The organism is Aeromonas jandaei, from assembly GCF_037890695.1.
GTDB lineage: Bacteria > Pseudomonadota > Gammaproteobacteria > Enterobacterales > Aeromonadaceae > Aeromonas > Aeromonas jandaei.
Genome location: NZ_CP149571.1, coordinates 987,950 through 1,005,769, shown reverse-complemented (window position 1 = coordinate 1,005,769; position 17,820 = coordinate 987,950). Strand labels below are relative to the sequence as shown.

General features: G+C 60.9%; 12 protein-coding genes and 1 pseudogene. 7 read left to right on the top strand and 6 right to left on the bottom strand.

The window, feature by feature from the left end; genetic code table 11:
• Positions 1–36: 36 nt before the first annotated feature.
• Positions 37–1,368 carry an aspartate aminotransferase family protein gene (locus tag WE862_RS04895; RefSeq protein WP_005357473.1) on the bottom strand — a complete coding sequence of 444 codons (1,332 nt, stop codon included), beginning with the start codon at positions 1,366–1,368 and terminating at the stop codon, positions 37–39.
• A 186-nt stretch (positions 1,369–1,554) separates the two neighbouring features.
• On the opposite strand from WE862_RS04895, the gene WE862_RS04890 reads away from it, so the two are divergent.
• From WE862_RS04890 to WE862_RS04865, 6 genes and pseudogenes are all read left to right on the top strand, one after another.
• A complete protein-coding gene (locus WE862_RS04890) occupies positions 1,555–2,097 on the top strand; it encodes a cupin domain-containing protein (RefSeq protein WP_042031938.1) in 543 nt (180 codons plus the stop codon).
• 123 nt (positions 2,098–2,220) lie between these two features.
• Positions 2,221–3,717, top strand: coding sequence for an aldehyde dehydrogenase (locus WE862_RS04885; RefSeq protein WP_042031939.1), 1,497 nt, complete (start codon positions 2,221–2,223; stop codon positions 3,715–3,717).
• Between the two features lie 125 nt (positions 3,718–3,842).
• The gene (locus tag WE862_RS04880; protein WP_005341999.1) at positions 3,843–4,013 is read left to right on the top strand and encodes a hypothetical protein; all 171 of its coding nucleotides are present in this window, start codon (positions 3,843–3,845) and stop codon (positions 4,011–4,013) included.
• A 113-nt stretch (positions 4,014–4,126) separates the two neighbouring features.
• Positions 4,127–5,029 carry an EamA family transporter RarD gene (rarD, locus tag WE862_RS04875; protein WP_042031940.1) on the top strand — a complete coding sequence of 301 codons (903 nt, stop codon included), beginning with the start codon at positions 4,127–4,129 and terminating at the stop codon, positions 5,027–5,029.
• 142 nt (positions 5,030–5,171) lie between these two features.
• On the top strand, positions 5,172–6,791 hold the full coding sequence (locus WE862_RS04870) for a methyl-accepting chemotaxis protein (protein WP_042031941.1): 1,620 nt from the start codon (positions 5,172–5,174) through the stop codon (positions 6,789–6,791).
• Positions 6,792–6,996: 205 nt separating this feature from the next.
• Positions 6,997–8,031: pseudogene (locus WE862_RS04865) on the top strand (YeeE/YedE thiosulfate transporter family protein).
• A 129-nt stretch (positions 8,032–8,160) separates the two neighbouring features.
• On the opposite strand, the gene mgtA reads toward WE862_RS04865, so the two are convergent.
• The gene (gene mgtA, locus WE862_RS04860) at positions 8,161–10,923 is read right to left on the bottom strand and encodes a magnesium-translocating P-type ATPase (RefSeq protein ID WP_042031942.1); all 2,763 of its coding nucleotides are present in this window, start codon (positions 10,921–10,923) and stop codon (positions 8,161–8,163) included.
• A gap of 547 nt (positions 10,924–11,470) precedes the next feature.
• Between mgtA and WE862_RS04855 the strand changes: the two genes are divergently transcribed.
• Positions 11,471–11,665 carry a hypothetical protein gene (locus WE862_RS04855; RefSeq protein WP_042031943.1) on the top strand — a complete coding sequence of 65 codons (195 nt, stop codon included), beginning with the start codon at positions 11,471–11,473 and terminating at the stop codon, positions 11,663–11,665.
• Positions 11,666–12,037: 372 nt separating this feature from the next.
• Here WE862_RS04855 and ompA read toward each other — a convergent pair whose 3' ends face one another.
• The 4 genes from ompA to WE862_RS04835 form a co-directional block, all read right to left on the bottom strand.
• On the bottom strand, positions 12,038–13,129 hold the full coding sequence (gene ompA, locus WE862_RS04850; RefSeq protein WP_042031944.1) for a porin OmpA: 1,092 nt from the start codon (positions 13,127–13,129) through the stop codon (positions 12,038–12,040).
• Positions 13,130–13,360: 231 nt separating this feature from the next.
• Positions 13,361–14,881: a threonine ammonia-lyase, biosynthetic gene (gene ilvA, locus WE862_RS04845; protein WP_042031945.1), complete on the bottom strand. Its 1,521-nt coding sequence runs from the start codon at positions 14,879–14,881 to the stop codon at positions 13,361–13,363.
• Between the two features lie 3 nt (positions 14,882–14,884).
• Positions 14,885–16,726, bottom strand: a complete 1,842-nt coding sequence (gene ilvD, locus WE862_RS04840) for a dihydroxy-acid dehydratase (protein ID WP_042031946.1) — start codon at positions 16,724–16,726, stop codon at positions 14,885–14,887.
• Between the two features lie 147 nt (positions 16,727–16,873).
• On the bottom strand, positions 16,874–17,818 hold the full coding sequence (locus WE862_RS04835; protein WP_011707859.1) for a branched-chain amino acid transaminase: 945 nt from the start codon (positions 17,816–17,818) through the stop codon (positions 16,874–16,876).
• Between the last annotated feature and the right edge of the window lie 2 nt (positions 17,819–17,820).

Below are 17,820 nucleotides of genomic sequence, written 5' to 3'. Positions count from 1 at the left end.
ACGCAAGGCCCCGCCAGAGCAGGGCCACCAAATGGGTTAGGGTTGGGCCTGCAGGGCATCCTGCAGCAGGGTGAAGAGATCGTCGATCTGGCTGCGCTCGATGATGAGGGGTGGCGACAGGGCGATGATGTCGCCGGTCACCCGGATCAGCGCCCCCTTCTCGAAGCAGCGGACAAACACCTCGTAGGCGCGCTTGCCCGGTGCATCCGGCATGGATTCCAGCTCGATGCCCGCCACCAGCCCGTAGTTGCGCACATCCTTCACATGCTTGCAGCCCTTCAGCGAATGAGCCGCCTCCTCCCAGTAGCCCGCCAGATCGGCGGCGCGGCTGAGCAGGTTCTCGTTGCGATAGATCTCGAGGGTCGCCAGACCCGCTGCAGCAGCCACCGGATGGCCGGAGTAGGTGTAGCCGTGGAACAGCTCGATGGCCCCCTTGCCCGCAGCCATCATGTCGTCATAAATGTGCTTCTGCACCAGCACCGCCCCCATCGGGATAGCACCGTTGGTGAGCCCCTTGGCGCAGGTGATCATGTCGGGGATGACATCGAACTCCTGAGCGGCAAAGGGGGAGCCGAGGCGACCGAAACCGGTGATCACCTCGTCAAAAATCAACAGGATGCCGTGTTTGGTACAGATCTCCCGCAGCCGCTTGAGGTAGCCCTTGGGCGGCATCAGCACGCCGGTGCTGCCGGCGATGGGCTCGACAATCACTGCCGCGATATTGCTGGCATCGTGCAGGAAGACAATCTTCTCCAGCTCGTCGGCCAGCGCCACATCCTCCTCGGGCAGCCCTTTGGTGAAGGCATTCTTGGCGATGTTGAGGGTATGGGGCAGATGATCCACCCCGGTCAGCAGGGAGCCGAACCACTTGCGGTTGCCGGGAATCCCCCCCACCGAGATGCCGCCAAAACCGACCCCGTGGTAACCACGCTCGCGGCCAATCAGCCGGGTACGGGTGCCCTGACCGCGCGCCCGCTGCCATGCCAGCGCGATTTTGAGCGCTGTATCGACCGACTCGGAGCCGGAGTTGGTATAGAAGACGTGGCCAAAACCCTTGGGAGCAATCTCCACCAGCTTGTTGGCCAGCTCGAACGGCAGCGGGTGGCCCATCTGGAAAGTGGGGGCGAAATCGAGGTGGGAAATCTGCTGGGAGACCGCCTCGGCAATCTCGCGCCGACCATGGCCCGCGTTGCAACACCAGAGTCCGGCTGTGCCATCCAGTATCTTGCGGCCATCCTCTGAGTGATAATACATCCCCTCCGCCGACTTCAGGATGCGCGGCGCCGCCTTGAACTGCTGGTTGGCGGTGAACGGCATCCAGAAGGCGGACATGTCGGAGGGGGTATTGATGTCGCTGATCGGTTTCATGGTCACCTCATCCTTAAGGTGTTTAGCAACTATCGGCCATTGCCTATTAAATTAAACACCTGAATCCTTAAAAAAGGGCTCATTATGGCCCTATCTGATCTCACCCCAACTAGCTGTGCTGAACGGGGCGGTATAAGATATTTAACACAAATTTAATAATAGTAAACAGTCAAGGAGTGTCTATCGATGGATATCGGCCACCGCCTCAAGGCGGTTCGCACCAAAGCCGGCCTCTCCCAGCGCGAGCTGGCCAAACGCTCCGGCGTGACCAACGGATTCATCTCCCAGATCGAGAAAAATCAGGTGAGCCCGTCGGTTGCCTCCCTGCGCAAAGTGCTGGAAGGGATCCCCATGTCGCTGGCCAGCTTCTTTACCGACGAGACCGAAATGGACTCCGAAGTGGTCTTTCGCGCCGCCGATATGCCGGATCTCGGCACCCATCCCATCAGTTACCGACTGGTGGGCCACAGCCGTGCCAACCGTGCCATCGGCATGATGCAGGAGATCCTGCCTGCCGGAGCCGACACCGGTGACGACATGCTGAGCCACGAGGGTGAAGAGTGCGGCATCGTCATCAAGGGCGAGATTGAGGTGACCGTCGGCGAGCAGATCTACCTGCTGACGCCGGGCGATGGCTACTACTTCGACAGCCGTACCCCCCACCGTTTTCGCAACGTGGGCGAGCAGGAGTGCGTGCTGATTTCAGCCAATACTCCCGCCAGTTTCTAACTGACTGGCATCGGTTAAAAACAGCCCAATGTTTAATGAATTGTTACAAAACGGATTTACAAGCGGCAAGATGTTTAGCATATTGATACGCGGATAGTGACTTTGCCGGTTCAAGGAGTGAACATGAGTGACCTGACCCTGGCCCAGTGGCAACACAAGGCCTCCCACCTGACTCTGCCCTCGCAAGCCTTTATCGATGGCAGCTATCGGGATGCCATCAATGGCGCCACCTTCGACTGCATCAACCCGGCCAACGGCAAGCTGCTGACCAAAGTGGCCGCCTGCGACGCCGCCGATGCCGAGTTGGCGGTACAGGCCGCTCGTGCCGCATTCGATGATAAACGCTGGAGCGGCCTGCCACCGAAACAGCGCAAGCAGATCATGCAGCGCTTCGCCGAACTGATGCGCCTCAACAAACTGGAGCTGGCGCTGCTGGAGTCGCTCGACATGGGCAAACCCATCGGCGATGCCATGGGCTATGACGCCCCGGCCGCTGCCAACTGCATCGCCTGGAACGCCGAAGCCATCGACAAGATTTACGATCAGGTCGCGCCGGTCGAGGAGTCGGCACTGGCGCTGGTGACCCGCGAACCACTCGGGGTGGTCGCCGCCATCGTGCCGTGGAACTTCCCGCTGGTGATGGCCTGCTGGAAGCTGGGCCCGGCGCTCGCCACCGGCAACTCGGTGATCCTCAAGCCTTCCGAAAAGTCCCCCCTGACCGCCCTGCGCATCGCGGGTCTGGCCAAGGAGGCGGGCATCCCGGATGGTGTGTTCAACGTGCTGCCCGGCTTTGGCCATACCGTAGGCGAGGCGCTGGCCATGCACATGGATGTGGATTGCATAACCTTCACCGGCTCCACCAAAATCGGTAAGCATCTGGTGGAGTGCTCCGGCAAGTCGAACCTCAAGCGCGCCTTTATGGAGTGCGGCGGCAAGAGCCCCAACATCATTCTGGCTGACGTGCCCGATATGGACGCTGCCGCCAGAAGCGCCGCAGGTGCCATCTTCTACAACCAGGGCGAGGTGTGTACCGCCGCCTCCCGGCTACTGGTGCAAAACAGCATCAAACCGCAGTTCATGGAGCGGCTGCTGGCCCATGCCCGCGAGTGGATCTCGGCCAACCCGCTCGACCCCGCTACACGCATCGGCGCCATGGTGGATCACATCCAGATGGAGCAGGTGCTGCGCTATATCGAAATTGGCAAACAGGAGGGGGCCAAGCTGCTGCTGGGGGGCAACCGCACCAACACAGTGAGCGGCGGCTTCTATATCGAACCCACTATTTTCGATGAAGTCACTCCGCAGATGCGTATCTTCCGCGAGGAGATCTTCGGCCCAGTGCTGGCTGTGACCGGCTTCGATACGCTGGAGGAGGCTATCTCGCTCGGCAACGATACTGACTACGGCCTGGCTGCAGCGATCTGGACGGCGGATCTCAACAAGGCGGTCAAGGGTTCACGCGCCCTGCGCGCCGGCACCGTCTTCGTCAACAACTGGGATGGCGGCGACATGACCATGCCGTTTGGCGGCTTCAAACAGTCCGGCAACGGTCGCGACAAGTCGCTGCACGCGCTGGAGAAATATACCGAGCTGAAAAGTACCTGGATCCAGCTCGAATAAGGGCATAAATAGCCATCATCATCAGCAAGGGGGGAGAAATCCCCCCTTTTGCATTTCGGTCTTCCATCAGGCGGCACAATCGATATAATCATCAAATAAGCAAGCCATTAAATATAAAGACAAAAATGCTATTTTTTCTGGGAAGTGTCCTGTTTCTGGTGATCGGTTTGCCCCTGCTCTTCTTCGTGCTGGGGCACGGCGAGGCCTACGTGACCTGGGGCCCCTGGATCTCCGCTATCGCCCTGATGCTGTGGCTGCTGATGGATGTAGACAAGATCCGCCGCGGCAAAGGCTGATCCCTCTCCTCCCCCAGACTTCGCTTTATTCGCTTCTTTCCCCGCACAAGGATCGCTACACTGATTTTTTGCGATGTTTTTCCAACATCCACACTCCAGTGAAGGCTATCTGCATGTCGCAACAGACCCAGCGCGAGGGGATCATCTACGCCCTGAGCGCCTATACCCTTTGGGGCGTAGCCCCGATCTATTTCAAAACCATTGCCGCCGTGCCGGCCATCGAGATCCTCACCCACAGGGTGATCTGGTCATGCGCCCTGCTGATGGTGCTGGTCCTGCTGGGCCGCCAGTGGCACAAGGTGCAGGCGGTGCTGCGTCGGCCGAAAGTGCTGCTTACCCTCACCTTTACCTCCTTCACGGTGGGGGGCAACTGGCTGCTCTTCATCTGGGCCATCAACAACGGCCATATGCTGGATGCCAGCCTCGGCTACTACATCAATCCGCTGTTCAACGTGCTGCTGGGCATGCTGTTTCTGAGCGAGAAGCTGCGCCGCCTGCAGTGGTGGGCGGTCGCCCTCGCCTTTATCGGAGTGGCAATCCAGCTTATCGCCTTCGGCTCCCTGCCCTGGATCGCGCTGGTGCTGGCGTCGAGCTTCGCTCTGTATGGTCTGGTGCGCAAAAAGCTGGCCCTCGATGCCCTCACCGGCCTGCTGCTGGAGACGCTCATCATGCTGCCTGCGGCCGCTTTCTACCTGTGGGGCATCGCAGACAGCCCGACCAGCAACATGACGGAGAACGGCTGGCAGCTCAACCTGCTGCTGATCGCCGCTGGCGCCGTCACCACGGCTCCCCTGCTCTGCTTCACAGCGGCGGCCACCCGGCTCAAGCTCTCCACCCTGGGTTTCTTCCAGTACATAGGCCCCAGCATGATGTTCATCCTGGCCGTCACCCTCTACGGTGAGGCACTGGCAATGGACAAGCTCATCACCTTCGCCTGCATCTGGAGCGCGCTGGTGATCTTTACGCTGGATGGGCTGCGCAGCGGCAACACCAAGTCTGCACCGACCAAAGAGTAAACCCTGTCATCCTGCCCCGGCCGTCGTGCCGGGGCAAACCTCGGCAGCAGAACTTTTCTCGTCATCTCACGCCAGTCACGATTGAATCACCATCCTGATAATGACGCTATGCTATCCATGGACAACACCGCATGGAGGCATCATGTTCAGGCAAATTCACGACCGTTCACTGCTCTTTAGCCAGCTGCTTGGGGTACTGGTCATTATCGTACTGATATCAATCAGCTTTTTGGGTCTCTATTCGCTCAGGAGTGCAGCCGACCAGATGGGACAAGGCAAGGACGTGGTCGCCGACATCCTGCCACCTCCGCTCTACCTCATCGAATCCCAACTGCAGGTCTATACCCTGCTCCATGCAAAACCGGAGGAGCGGGAGGGATTGATTCAGACTCTCGCACGCCTGCAAAAGGAGTTCGAAGAGCGCAACCGCTTCTGGCAGGAGAGCAACCTGAACGAGCAACTCAAACGGCTGCTATTGGGGGAACAGAAACAGCAGGGGGAGCTGTTCTGGCAGTTGCTCAACGACAAGTTTGTCCCCGCCATCAAGGTGGGGGATCTGGCGCAGGCGGGTGCGATTGCTGCACGCCTGCGAACCCTCTATAACGCCCACCGGATCGGAGTGGATGCCACCGTCATCAGCGGCAACCAGTATGCCGCCGAGCAGATGGCCCATCTCGCCAGTACAACCCGGCTCTGCTATGGCCTCTTGCTGTGCGCAGCTCTACTGGGCGGCGGACTCATCTTCTGGCTGGGGCGACCCACCCAGCAGCGCCTGATGGCCGCCGGCAAGGCTACCGCCGCCATTGCCGAAGGGGAATTGAACCGTCCCATGCCGGAACCTGGCCTCGATGCCATCGGCGAGCTAATCCGCCAGATCGGAACCATGCGCGATCAGCTTGCCACCCTGGTCGAGTCGCTGCAGCGCAGCGCTAGCACTCTCGATGATCGTGCCACCAACCTGACGTCGATGGCACAACGGTACACCGATGACAGCCAGGCGCAGGTCGGAGCAGCTCAACATATCGAACAGGCTATCGAACAGCTCACTCGCTCCATCGAGCAGGCGGGTAGTCAACTCCATCAAGTGGGGGACCGAACCCTCCAGTCAGCCGAGCGGGCACAAGAAGCATCACGCGCCATGCGCACCGTGGAGCAGGTGATCGAGGAGCAAGCCACTGGAGTAAAGCGGGTATCCAGCACCATTTCAGATCTGGCTGGCCTTTCGCAGCAGATTGCCGGGCTGGCTGGCGCCATTCACGATATTGCGGAGCAGACCAATCTGCTGGCGCTCAACGCCGCGATTGAAGCAGCCCGGGCAGGCGAACAGGGGCGCGGTTTTGCCGTCGTGGCCGATGAAGTCCGCTCGCTGGCGACCCGCACCGGCAGCGCCACTACCGAGATCAATACCATCATCGGCAAGATCCAGGATGTCAGCCAGCGCGCCGCCAACGAGATGGATACCGAACTGGCCCGGGTCGAACAGGCGGTCACCCACGCGGTGACAGCACGCCAGAGCGTCGCCCGGATAGAACAGAGCTGCGAGGAGATCAATCAGCGCATCGCTCAGGTCGATCAACTGATGGGCGATGAAACCCGGCTTGTGCAGGGGATCCATCATCAGGTTAGTGAACTGTCCCGACTGGCAACCGAGGTAAATCAAAACGCCAGCCACGCCGCCGAAGAGGCGACCATGGTGGCCCAGCATGCCCGCATCCTGACCAAACAGACCCGTCATTTCCATCTCGACACCCTGCAGCACTGAATCACCCGGTCGGCCATAGCCGAGCGACTCCACCGCCCATTTTTTCAATCATTGGCAAAATGGGTGGTGTTGGACTCCCTGAGGGAATAGGATCCGCCCCTTCAATAACCAACTACAAGGATCAACTGGCATGAATCGAAAATGGTCGCTCCCCATCGTGGCAATCGCGGGGGGAGCGTTACTCTGGCTCGGCAACACCTTTGGTATGAAATGGGCTCTGATGGCCCTGATCGGATTCGGCTTCGGCTTCACCCTCTCCTTCAGCCGCTTCGGCATCGTGTTCGGTTGGCGCGAAATGCTGACCAAGCGCAACAGTTACTACGTGCGGGTTCACCTGCTCACCATCGCCATCGAAATTCTGCTGTTCACCACCTTCCTCTCCTTTAGTCACGCCCTGTTTGGCGATGCCATGGTGGGTAACGTGATGGCTATCGGCATTCCTTTCATCGTCGGTGCCTTCCTGTTCGGCATCGGCATGCAGCTGGCAGGCGTCTGTGCCACCGGTACTCTTTATTGCTGCGGCGAGGGGCAACCCCGCTTCTGGTTGGTGCTGATCTGCTACGGCATCGGCACCCTCATCAGCAACCAGTTCCGCCCCGAACTGGAGGCCACCTTCTCCAGCCATGTGGTGCTGGCCAAGGATCTGACCGGCAATATCTGGAGCGGCATGCTGCTCAACCTGGCGCTGGTCGCCGTTCTGTTCCTGTTGTTTCGCAACAGCGAACTCAAGCGCACCGGCGAGCTCAAGCCCCTCTTCAGCGGCGGCAACCTGTTCTGGCGCGATGGCCGCTTCACCGTGCTGACCGGCGGCATCATCATCGCGGTGCTCAACTCCACTGTCGTCGCCCTGCACGGCTCGGCCTGAACCATCACCGGCGCCGTCTATGACATGGCGCTGCGCGGCGCCTCTCTGTTCGGCCTGTTCGAGGGCAACCCCAAGCTGGCCCAGCCACTCTTCATCAATCCCATGGTCGGCATGTTCTGGCTCGGCATTCTGGGGGCCATGCTGGCGCGTTGCATCAGCGGTGGTGGCAACTTCGCCCCGATGCGGATCGGCAACAGTCTGGCATCCATCCTCGGCGGCCTGCTGATGGGGATGGGCGCCATGTACAGCGCCTGCAACCTCGGCGGCTTCTTCGACGGCACCGCCTCCGGCAGCCTGCACGGCTGGGTCTGGATGCTGATGGCCCTCGCCGGTAGCCTGATCGGTATTCGCCTGCGCCCGCTGTTCAAACTCTGAGTCACAGACCTTTACTCGCCAACAAGGTAGTCAGGTCACACCAAATAGAGAGAGCCAGTCCGCTTGCGCGGGCTGGCTCTCTTTTTTCTGTCGCGCCGGGATCACCCCGGCCTTTTTGCTAGCTCTTCATCAGAACCACTGACCGTGGCGCTTGATGTAGATGCTCTTGACGGTCTGGGTCAGCCCCATGTAGGCCAGCATGGTGATCACCAGCCACATGAAGTACTTGGGCCCATCCAGAGTGATGAAGCCGAAGTGCTCAGCCACTGGCGAGAAGGGCAGGTAGCAGCCGATAGCAATGGCGATCGAGGTGGAGAGCAGCACCGGCAGGGTAGCTGTACTCTGCAGGAACGGGATCTTGCGGGTACGCAGCATATGTACCACCAGCGTCTGCGACACCAGCCCCTCGATAAACCAGCCGGAATTCATGATGGCCTGACCGTTGACCAGTGGATCCATGCTGCCGTTGGCGGTGGCATAGAGGGCACCGGCACCGAACACGAACCACATCAGGCAGTAGGTGCTGATATCGAACACCGATGAGGTCGGGCCAAGCCACAGCATGAAGCGCTTGATGTTGCTCGCCTCCCACTTGCGCGGCCGCTTGAGGAACTCGGGATCCATCTTGTCCCACGGCAGCAGCATCTGGGAGACGTCATACACCAGATTCTGGATCAGCATCTGCATCGCCAGCATGGGCGCCCAGGGCAGCCAGGCGGAGGCGACCAGCACCGAGAAGACGTTGCCGAAGTTGGAGCTTGCGGTCATGTTGAGGTACTTCAAGATGTTGCCAAAGGTCTCGCGCCCCTTGATCACCCCCTCCTCCAGCACCATCAGGCTCTTCTCCAGCAGGATGATGTCGGCGGTCTCCTTGGCGATGTCGGCACCGCTATCCACCGAGATCCCCACGTCCGCATCCCGCAGCGCCGGCGCGTCATTGATGCCGTCACCAAGGAAACCGACGGTATTGCCGTTGGCCTGCAGCGCCTTCACCACCCGCGACTTCTGCAGCGGGGTGAGCTTGGCAAAGATGGTGGTCTGCTTGACCGCTTCGCACAGCGCCACGTCGTCCATCCCTTCGATATCCTTGCCGAGCAGCGGCACGCCGGGCTCCAGCCCCACATCGCGACACACCTTGCTGGTGATGATGGGGTTGTCACCGGTCAGCACCTTGACCGCCACGCCATAGTCGTTCAGCGCGCGGATGGCTGGTGCGGCCGAATCCTTGGGCGGATCGAAGAAGGTGAGGAAGCCGCGCACTACCAGATTGACCTCGTCACTGGTGCGATAACTCTGCTTGCGCTCGCCCGCCGGGATCTCGCGGGTTGCCACGATCAGCACCCGATACCCCTCGGCGTTGAACTCCTCGCTCTGGCGCAGCAAGGCACGGCGATCGGCGTCGGTCAGTGCGCGGATCTCCTTGCCATCGGCGATATGGCCGGAGACGGCCAGCATCTCTTCCACCGCCCCCTTGGAGACCATCAGCTGCTGGCCCAGATCGTCCTGCACAATGACTGACAGACGACGGCGCACGAAGTCGAACGGCAGCTCGTCCACCTTGCCATAGTTGGCCGGCTTGCAGCTCTCACCCAGGGCGTCGGCGTGCTCGATCACCGCGATATCCATCAGGTTCTTCATGCCGCTCTGATGAAAGCTGTTGAGCCAGGCCAGCTGCAGGATCCGGTCGTCCCGGTTGCCACGCACGTCGTAGTGGTGTTCGAGGATGATCTTGTCCTGGGTCAGGGTGCCGGTCTTGTCGGTGCAGAGCACATCCATGGCACCAAAGTTCTGTACCGAGTTGAGCCGCTTCACCACCACCTTGCGCTTGGCCATCGCCACCGCGCCGCGCGCCAGGTTGGCGGAGACAATCATCGGCAGCATCTCTGGGGTGAGGCCCACCGCCACTGCCAGCGCGAAGGTGAGCGCCGACATCCAGTCACCACTGCTGATGCCGTTGAGCATAAAGACGATGGGCACCATCACCAGCATGAAGCGGATCAGCAGCCTGGTGACGCTGTTTACGCCGCGATCGAAGCTGGTCTCGATACGCTTGTGACTCACCACATTGCGGGCCAGCGAACCGAAGTAGGTATCACTGCCGGTGGCCACCACCACGGCGCGGGCGGTACCGCTCACCACGTTCGTCCCCATAAAGCAGATGTTGGGCAGATCGAGCATCCCGCCATCGCCAGCGCCGGAGCCTTCCGCCGACTTGCCGGCCACAGCGCCCAGAGTGTCGTACTTCTCAACCGGCAGTGCTTCGCCGGTCAGCACAGCCTGGCTGATGAAAAGATCGCGGGATTCGATCAGCTTGATATCGGCCGGGATCATGTCCCCTGCCTGCAGGTGCACAATGTCACCGACCACCAACTCGGTCATCGCCACCTCCTTGCGCTGGGGGGTCGCCCCCGGCGAGGGACGGCGCTGCACGGTGGCGGTATTGCGTACCAGTGACTTGAGCGCCTCGGCCGCCTTGGCGGAGCGATACTCCTGCCAGAAACGGAGCAGGCCGCTCAGGCTGACCATCACGCCGAGGATGATCACTTTGACCCAATCCTCGTCACCCGGCTCGGCCATCAGTACATCCATGACGTAGCTGACCAGACCCAGCGCGATCAGCACCATTACAAAGGGGTTCTTGAACGCCTGCAGCAGCTGGATCAGCGCATGGGGCGGCTTGTCGTGATTCACCTCGTTAAGGCCGAACTCGGCCAGTCGATTGGCTGCCTCGGTCGCGGTCAGACCATCGATGTTGCTGCGCACGGCGGTGAGGGTGTACTCGAGGGATTTGTCGGCCTCGTCGAGCACCCGGGAGGAGATCTTCTCTCTCTGCGTACCCGGCGCAACAAAGCCCTTCTGCTTGTGCCGGCTGGCGGTATGTTGTTGTTTCATGGCTCTTTATCCTGATTTTTACGCGCAAGCGGGCCCCGTCGCGGGCCTGGCCTGGCGTCAGTACTGATATCGAAGGCTGTGAACCCAACATGCTGCCGATGCGCTCAATCGCCGCGCACGGGGTAGCCCGTCAGACAAATGTCTGCCGTCGCGCTAACCAGCATGGTTGGGTCAGATCAGGGGTCAGGACACCGCATCCCGTCCCCGCAGGGGGATCAGGAGTGGGGGGGCGTGGACCCCGAGGGTCGAGGTTTGGGCTCTTCGGTCATCGGTTTTCCTCCGAGTTTGCCAGGGCACATGGCCGGATACGGGTATCCGCCAGCAGTGCCAGTAAGTGATAACGAAAATCAGGATAACAATTGCGAACTACAAGATAATGGCGCGAGTCAAATAATATCAGGCATGTTTCATTTGGCCATTCACAGAGAAGTGACAGACCATGAAATATATTTCAGCGGAAAATTAAAACCACCAGATATATATTTCAAATAAACCCAAGATATATTTATTCGCAACCACGCCTATCGAAAACAGAGCCGTTTTCAATATGGTAGAATTCATCTTGTTCTTCGACGCCCGCTCGCGCTCCGGCTGCTCAACGGCCAGTCAGATGCTGCTCGACGGCAACACGGACTTGCAGCGCAACAGGGGCGACGATGAAGCGTGCGATTACATGATTCGCGAGGCGGTGCGGCTCGCAGATGAGTGGAACAATCCGGTTTGCAACGACAATCCCTGTTAAAACGGGGCCTTGGCTATTGCGGGAGTCAGTGGTGACTCATTGAAATGCTGCACTCTAATGCTACGTTCGAGCAATCAGAGTGAGGAGGAAAAGAGAGAATATTCGGCCTCAGCTCTGGTAAACCCGCATCGCGATTTGCAATCGGCTACAACTGTCGCAGTCCATAATATTCATCCATCTGTTGATAACACGCAGGGATTCTAACCAAAAGGCTCTGCGGGAGCAAAGTTTAAATCGATATTTTTTCATCTATTTATTTACCTCCCATATCACCGATATTTTCCATATCGAAAATATTCGCTGATTCATTGCCTTGCACTACCTGTTGTCCATAAAAAACGGGAGGCCAGGCCTCCCGCTTTTCTTGCCATCTTATTGAGCCGGATGGGAAACCCCTTCCAGATGGACTTCGACCCGGCGATCCGGCGCCAGACAGGCGATCAGCGCCTGTTTGGAGTGGCTGGCGCAGTTGCTGCCGGTTACCGGATTGGCCTTGCCACGCCCCTCGACCCGAACCTTGTCGGCATAGAGTCCCTTGGCCACCAGATAGCTGGCCACACTCTGGGCCCGCTTCTCGGAGAGGGCGAGGTTGTAATTGTCTGAGCCGATACGGTCGGTGTAGCCGATCACGGTGGCCACCCCGTCCTTCGGATTGGCGGCCACGATCTGGCTGAACAGGGCATCGAGCGCCTCGCTGGCGGCCGGCTTGAGAGTCGCCTTGTTGAACTCGAACAGCACGTCGGAGCTCAGGCTGAACTCCTTGGGTGCTACCACCACGGCCGGAGCCGGGGCAGCAACGACCGGAGCTGGAGCCGGAGCGGCCTCCCCTTGCTGGCCGAAGCGATAGAGCATGCCAAACGCCAGCAAGCCGTTGTCCAGCTCGATGCCTGAACGATCGATGGAGGTGTCGCCCAGCGGGGTGGTGTATTGATACTCCAGCCGCGCCGCCCAGTTCTGGTCGATGGTGTACTCGGCACCCAGCGCCCCGACAAAGGCGGCACCATGTTTCTTGCCGGTGGCACTGCCTGCTGCATCGCTGATCTTGCTATCCGTCCAGGCATAGCCACCACCCAGACGACCATAGAGATCAAGGGTGCTGGTCGCCGGGAAGCTGATCTTCATGGTGGCCTGCACCAGCTGGCTCTTCACCTCGCCATCGAGTGCCGTCGCCCCGCTGCCGCCGCTCATCTTGTACTTGCCGAGCCAGTCATAGCCCAGTTCAAACCCGAGGTTGGGATTGAGCTGGTAACCGGCAAATGCACCCAGCCCCAGATCGTTCTTGTCCTCGCTGTTGTTGCCTACAGCATTGAAGGCACTGGCGATATCCTGGTTTTTATCTACACCGTAGTAGTTTGACCAACCGGCCTTGCCACCGGCATACCAGGTATTGTCCTGAGCAGCCGCCTGCACGGCGCCCGCAGCCAACAATCCGCCGACCAACACGGCAAGCATCGATTTATTCATGTTTAGCCTCTGCAATAAGTCGTTTAGGCGCCTGAATGCGCACTCTCCCTGTGTGAAGCCGTCAGGCGGCCTCGCCGCATTCAGGTTATCCCATCCGCTGGCAGCCTCAAATGACCAAGCCATCAGGAGTGTGAGCTTGCCTGCATTATCTGCGCTAAAAACAGCCAGTTAGCGGCCTGCCAATAAAAAGGGAGGCCAACGCCTCCCTCCTTCTTCATCGCGATCGCGCCATCAACTTGCCAGAAACAGTCGGTAGGCAGGGTCGTCGCTCACCTCTTTCCAGCCGTAGCCAATCTCGTGCAGGTAGTCGTGGAAGGCGGCCACGTCCTCGTCCGGCAACTCGAACGCACAAAGCACCCGGCCATAGTCGGCACCGTGGTTGCGGTAGTGGAACAGGCTGATGTTCCAGCGACAGCCGAGGGTCTCCAGAAAGCGCATCAGGGCGCCCGGTTGCTCCGGAAACTTGAAGCTGTAGAGGCGTTCACCGAGGGGCCGGGCCGGGCGGCCGCCAATCATGTAACGCACGTGGTTCTTGGCCAGCTCGCTCTCGGTCATGTTGACCACCGGATAACCGTTGCCACCGAGCTGATCGATGATCTGGCCGAGCTCCTCGTCACCGCCGGTGAGGCGCACCGAGACGAACAGCGACGCCTGCTCGGCATCGGCGTAGCGATAGTTGAACTCGGTCACCATGCGCGGCCCAAGTTGACGGCAGAAGTCGAGGAAGGCCCCCTTGCGCTCGGGGATGGTCACCGCCAGCATGCCCTCGCGCTTCTCGCCAATCTCGCAGCGCTCCGACACGTAGCGCAGGCTGTGGAAGTTGACGTTGGCACCGGACAGAATGGCCGCCATCCGCCCCCCCTTGACCTGCTCCCGCTCGCTGTAGGCCTTGAGGCCCGCCAACGACAGGGCGCCCGACGGCTCTGCAATAGCGCGGCAGTCGTCGAAGATGTCTTTGAGCGCGGCGCAGATTTGGTCGTTGGAGACGGTCACCACCTCGTCCAGATACTGGTTGCACAGGCGGAAGGTCTCCTCGCCGATGCGCTTGACCGCTACACCGTCGGCAAACAGGGAGACGCGATCCAGATTGACCGGCTCGCCGGCCGCCAGCGCGGCCTTGAGGCAGGCGGAGCCCTCCGCCTCCACCCCGATCACCTTCACATCCGGCAACAGCTGTTTGATATAGACCGCCACCCCGGCGGCCAACCCGCCGCCCCCCACCGGCACGAACACGTGGGTGAGGTGGGTATCCTGCTCCAGCAGCTCCTTGCCGATAGTGCCCTGCCCGGCGATCACCTCGACGTCGTCAAACGGCGGGATCAGGGTGTAGCCCTCCAGCTCGGAGAGGCGGCGACTCTCGCCGTAGGCCTCGTCGAAGCTGTTGCCAAACAGCATGACGTTGCCGCCTTGACGGCGCACCGCATCGATCTTGATGTCCGGCGTAGTCTTGGGCATCACGATGATCGCCTTGATACCGAGCTTGGCGGCCGACAGGGCGACCCCCTGCGCGTGGTTGCCGGCGGAGGCGGCGATGACGCCACGCGCCTTCTGCTCCTCGGTGAGGGTGGCGATCTTGTGGTAGGCGCCGCGCAGCTTGAAGGAGTGGACCGGTTGCAGATCCTCCCGCTTCAGGCTGACATGATTGCCGAGCCGCTCGGAGAGTTTCTTCAGGGTTTGCAAGGGGGTGACCCGCGCCGCCTCATAGACGGGGGAGAGCAGCACCTTGCGTAGATAATCCGCCGCAGAGACCATGATTTATTCCCCCAGCATTGAGCGATCGCGCACCGCGCCCTTGTCGGCGCTGGTGGCGAACATGGCGTAGGCGCGCAGGGCAAAGGAGACCTGACGCTGACGATCGAGCGGCTTCCAGCCCCGAGCCTCTACGGCGACACGGCGGGCGGCCAGCACGCTGTCGGCCACTTCCAGCACCATGCTGCGGGCCGGGATATTGATGCTGATGATGTCGCCATCCTCCACCAGACCGATAGTGCCGCCAGAGGCTGCTTCCGGCGAGATGTGGCCGATAGATAGGCCCGAGGTACCGCCAGAGAAGCGACCGTCGGTGATCAGCGCGCACGACTTGCCCAATCCCATGGATTTCAGATAGGTGGTGGGGTAGAGCATCTCCTGCATGCCGGGGCCCCCTTTCGGGCCCTCGTAGCGGATCACCACTACCTCGCCCGCTTTCACGGTACCGTCGAGGATGCCGTTCACCGCGCTCTCCTGACTCTCGAACACCCGGGCAGGGCCACGGAAGGTGAGGTTCTCCTCATCCACCCCGGCAGTCTTGACGATGGCGCCATTGACAGCGAGGTTGCCGGAGAGCACCGCCAGACCGCCCTCCTGGCTGTAGGCGTTATCCAGCGAGCGGATGCACCCTTCGGCTCTGTCCAGATCCAGCTCCGGCCAGCGACAATCCTGACTGAACGCCTTGGTGGTGCGGATGCCGGCCGGGCCAGCGCGGTAGAAGTCCACCACCTCCTGACTCGGCTGACGGCTGACATCATATTCATTGAGCTGTTCGACGAGGGAGCAACCCAGCACGGTACGGGCATCCCCATGCACCAGACCCGCTTTCTCCAGCTGGCCCAGAATGGCGACCACGCCGCCGGCGCGGTGTACATCTTCCATATGGTACTTCTGGGTGGAGGGCGCCACCTTGCAGAGCTGCGGCACCTTGCGGGACATGCGGTCGATATCGGCCATGGTGAAGTCGACACCCGCCTCCTGCGCCGCCGCCAGCAGGTGCAGCACGGTATTGGTGGAGCCGCCCATGGCGATATCCAGCGCCATGGCGTTCTCGAACGCCGCCTTGGTGGCGATATTGCGTGGGAGGGCACTCGCATCATCCTGCTCATACCAGCGCTTGGCCAGAGTCACGATGCGCTGACCCGCCAGCTTGAACAGCTGCTCGCGGTCGCTGTGGGTCGCCAGCAGGGAGCCGTTGCCCGGCTGGGAGAGGCCGAGCGCCTCGGTCAGACAGTTCATGGAGTTAGCGGTAAACATGCCGGAGCAGGAGCCGCAGGTGGGGCAGGCGCTGCGCTCCACCTGCTCGCTCTGGGCATCCGATACCTTGGGATCGGCGCCCTGGATCATGGCGTCCACCAGATCCAGTTTGATGATCTGGTCGGAGAGCTTGGTCTTGCCCGCTTCCATCGGGCCGCCGGAGACGAAGATCACCGGGATATTGATGCGCAGGGCGGCCATCAGCATCCCCGGGGTGATCTTGTCGCAGTTGGAGATACAGACCATGGCATCGGCGCAGTGGGCATTGACCATGTACTCCACCGAGTCGGCAATCAGCTCCCGCGATGGCAGGGAGTAGAGCATGCCGCCGTGGCCCATGGCGATACCGTCATCCACTGCTATGGTGTTGAACTCCTTGGCAACACCACCCGCGGCTTCGATCTCGCGCGCCACCAGCTGACCCAGATCCTTGAGGTGGACGTGGCCCGGCACGAACTGGGTGAAGGAGTTGACCACGGCGATGATGGGCTTGCCGAAATCCTGATCGGTCATTCCGGTGGCACGCCACAGGGCGCGGGCCCCGGCCATGTTACGTCCGTGGGTGGTGGTGGCGGATCTCAACTTCGGCATGTCTCTACTCCCTGAATGCCCAGCGGGCTCATTATCTTTGGAAATGAAAAAGTGACTCTCGGAACCGGGAATCGATCCTGGTGAAGGCACCGCCAGACGCCTTCACCGGAAGCGACTCGGGGAGGCATGGAGCCTCCCCTCTCTACATCAGTCGTTGACGGGCGTCAGCCAGCCCCACTTGTCTTCGGTCTGGCCATTGAACAGGCCGAAGAAGGCGTTCTGCAGCTGCTCGGTCACCGGGCCGCGGCAACCAGCACCTACCTTCATCCGATCGACGGAGCGCACCGGGGTCACCTCGGCGGCGGTGCCGGTCATAAAGATCTCGTCTGCGACATAGAGCGCCTCGCGGGGCAGCGCCTGCTCGCGCACCTCATAACCCAGATCGCGGGCCAGCGTCATGATTGTGTCACGGGTGATGCCGGGTAGGATGGCGGCGGTAGCGGGCGGGGTGAACAGCACGCCGTTCTTCACCAGAAACAGGTTCTCCCCCGCCCCTTCACTCAGGTAGCCGTTCACGTCCAGCGCCAGCCCCTCGGCGAAGCCGTTGCGCTTGGCCTCGCGGCTGATCAGCTGGGAGGACAAATAGTTGCCGCCCGCCTTGGCGCCGGTGGGAATGGTGTTGGGAGCGAGCCGGTTCCAAGAGGTGACACAGACATCCACCCCGTTTTTCAGCCCCTCTTCCCCCAGATAGGCGCCCCACGGCAGGGCGGCCACCATCAGGTCGGCCTTGGCATCCAGCGGCGGATGCAGCCCCAGCCCCACGTTGCCGACAAAGGCCAGCGGGCGCAGGTAACCGCTCTTCAGGCCGTTCTCGCGCACCACGGTGCGGCAGGCTTCATTCACGTCGGCCTCGCTGTAGGGGACGTCCATCCAGTAGATCTTGGCGGAGTCGAACAGGCGGCGGGTGTGCTCCTGCAGGCGGAAAATACAAGTGCCCTTGGGGGTGTCGTAGGCGCGCACACCCTCGAACACCGAGGAGCCATAGTGCAGGGCGTGGCTCATCACGTGCACCTGAGCATCCTGCCAGGGCACCAGTGTGCCGTTGAACCAGATGTATTGCGGGTGAGTGGCGGATTGGGAAGGCTGTGACATTG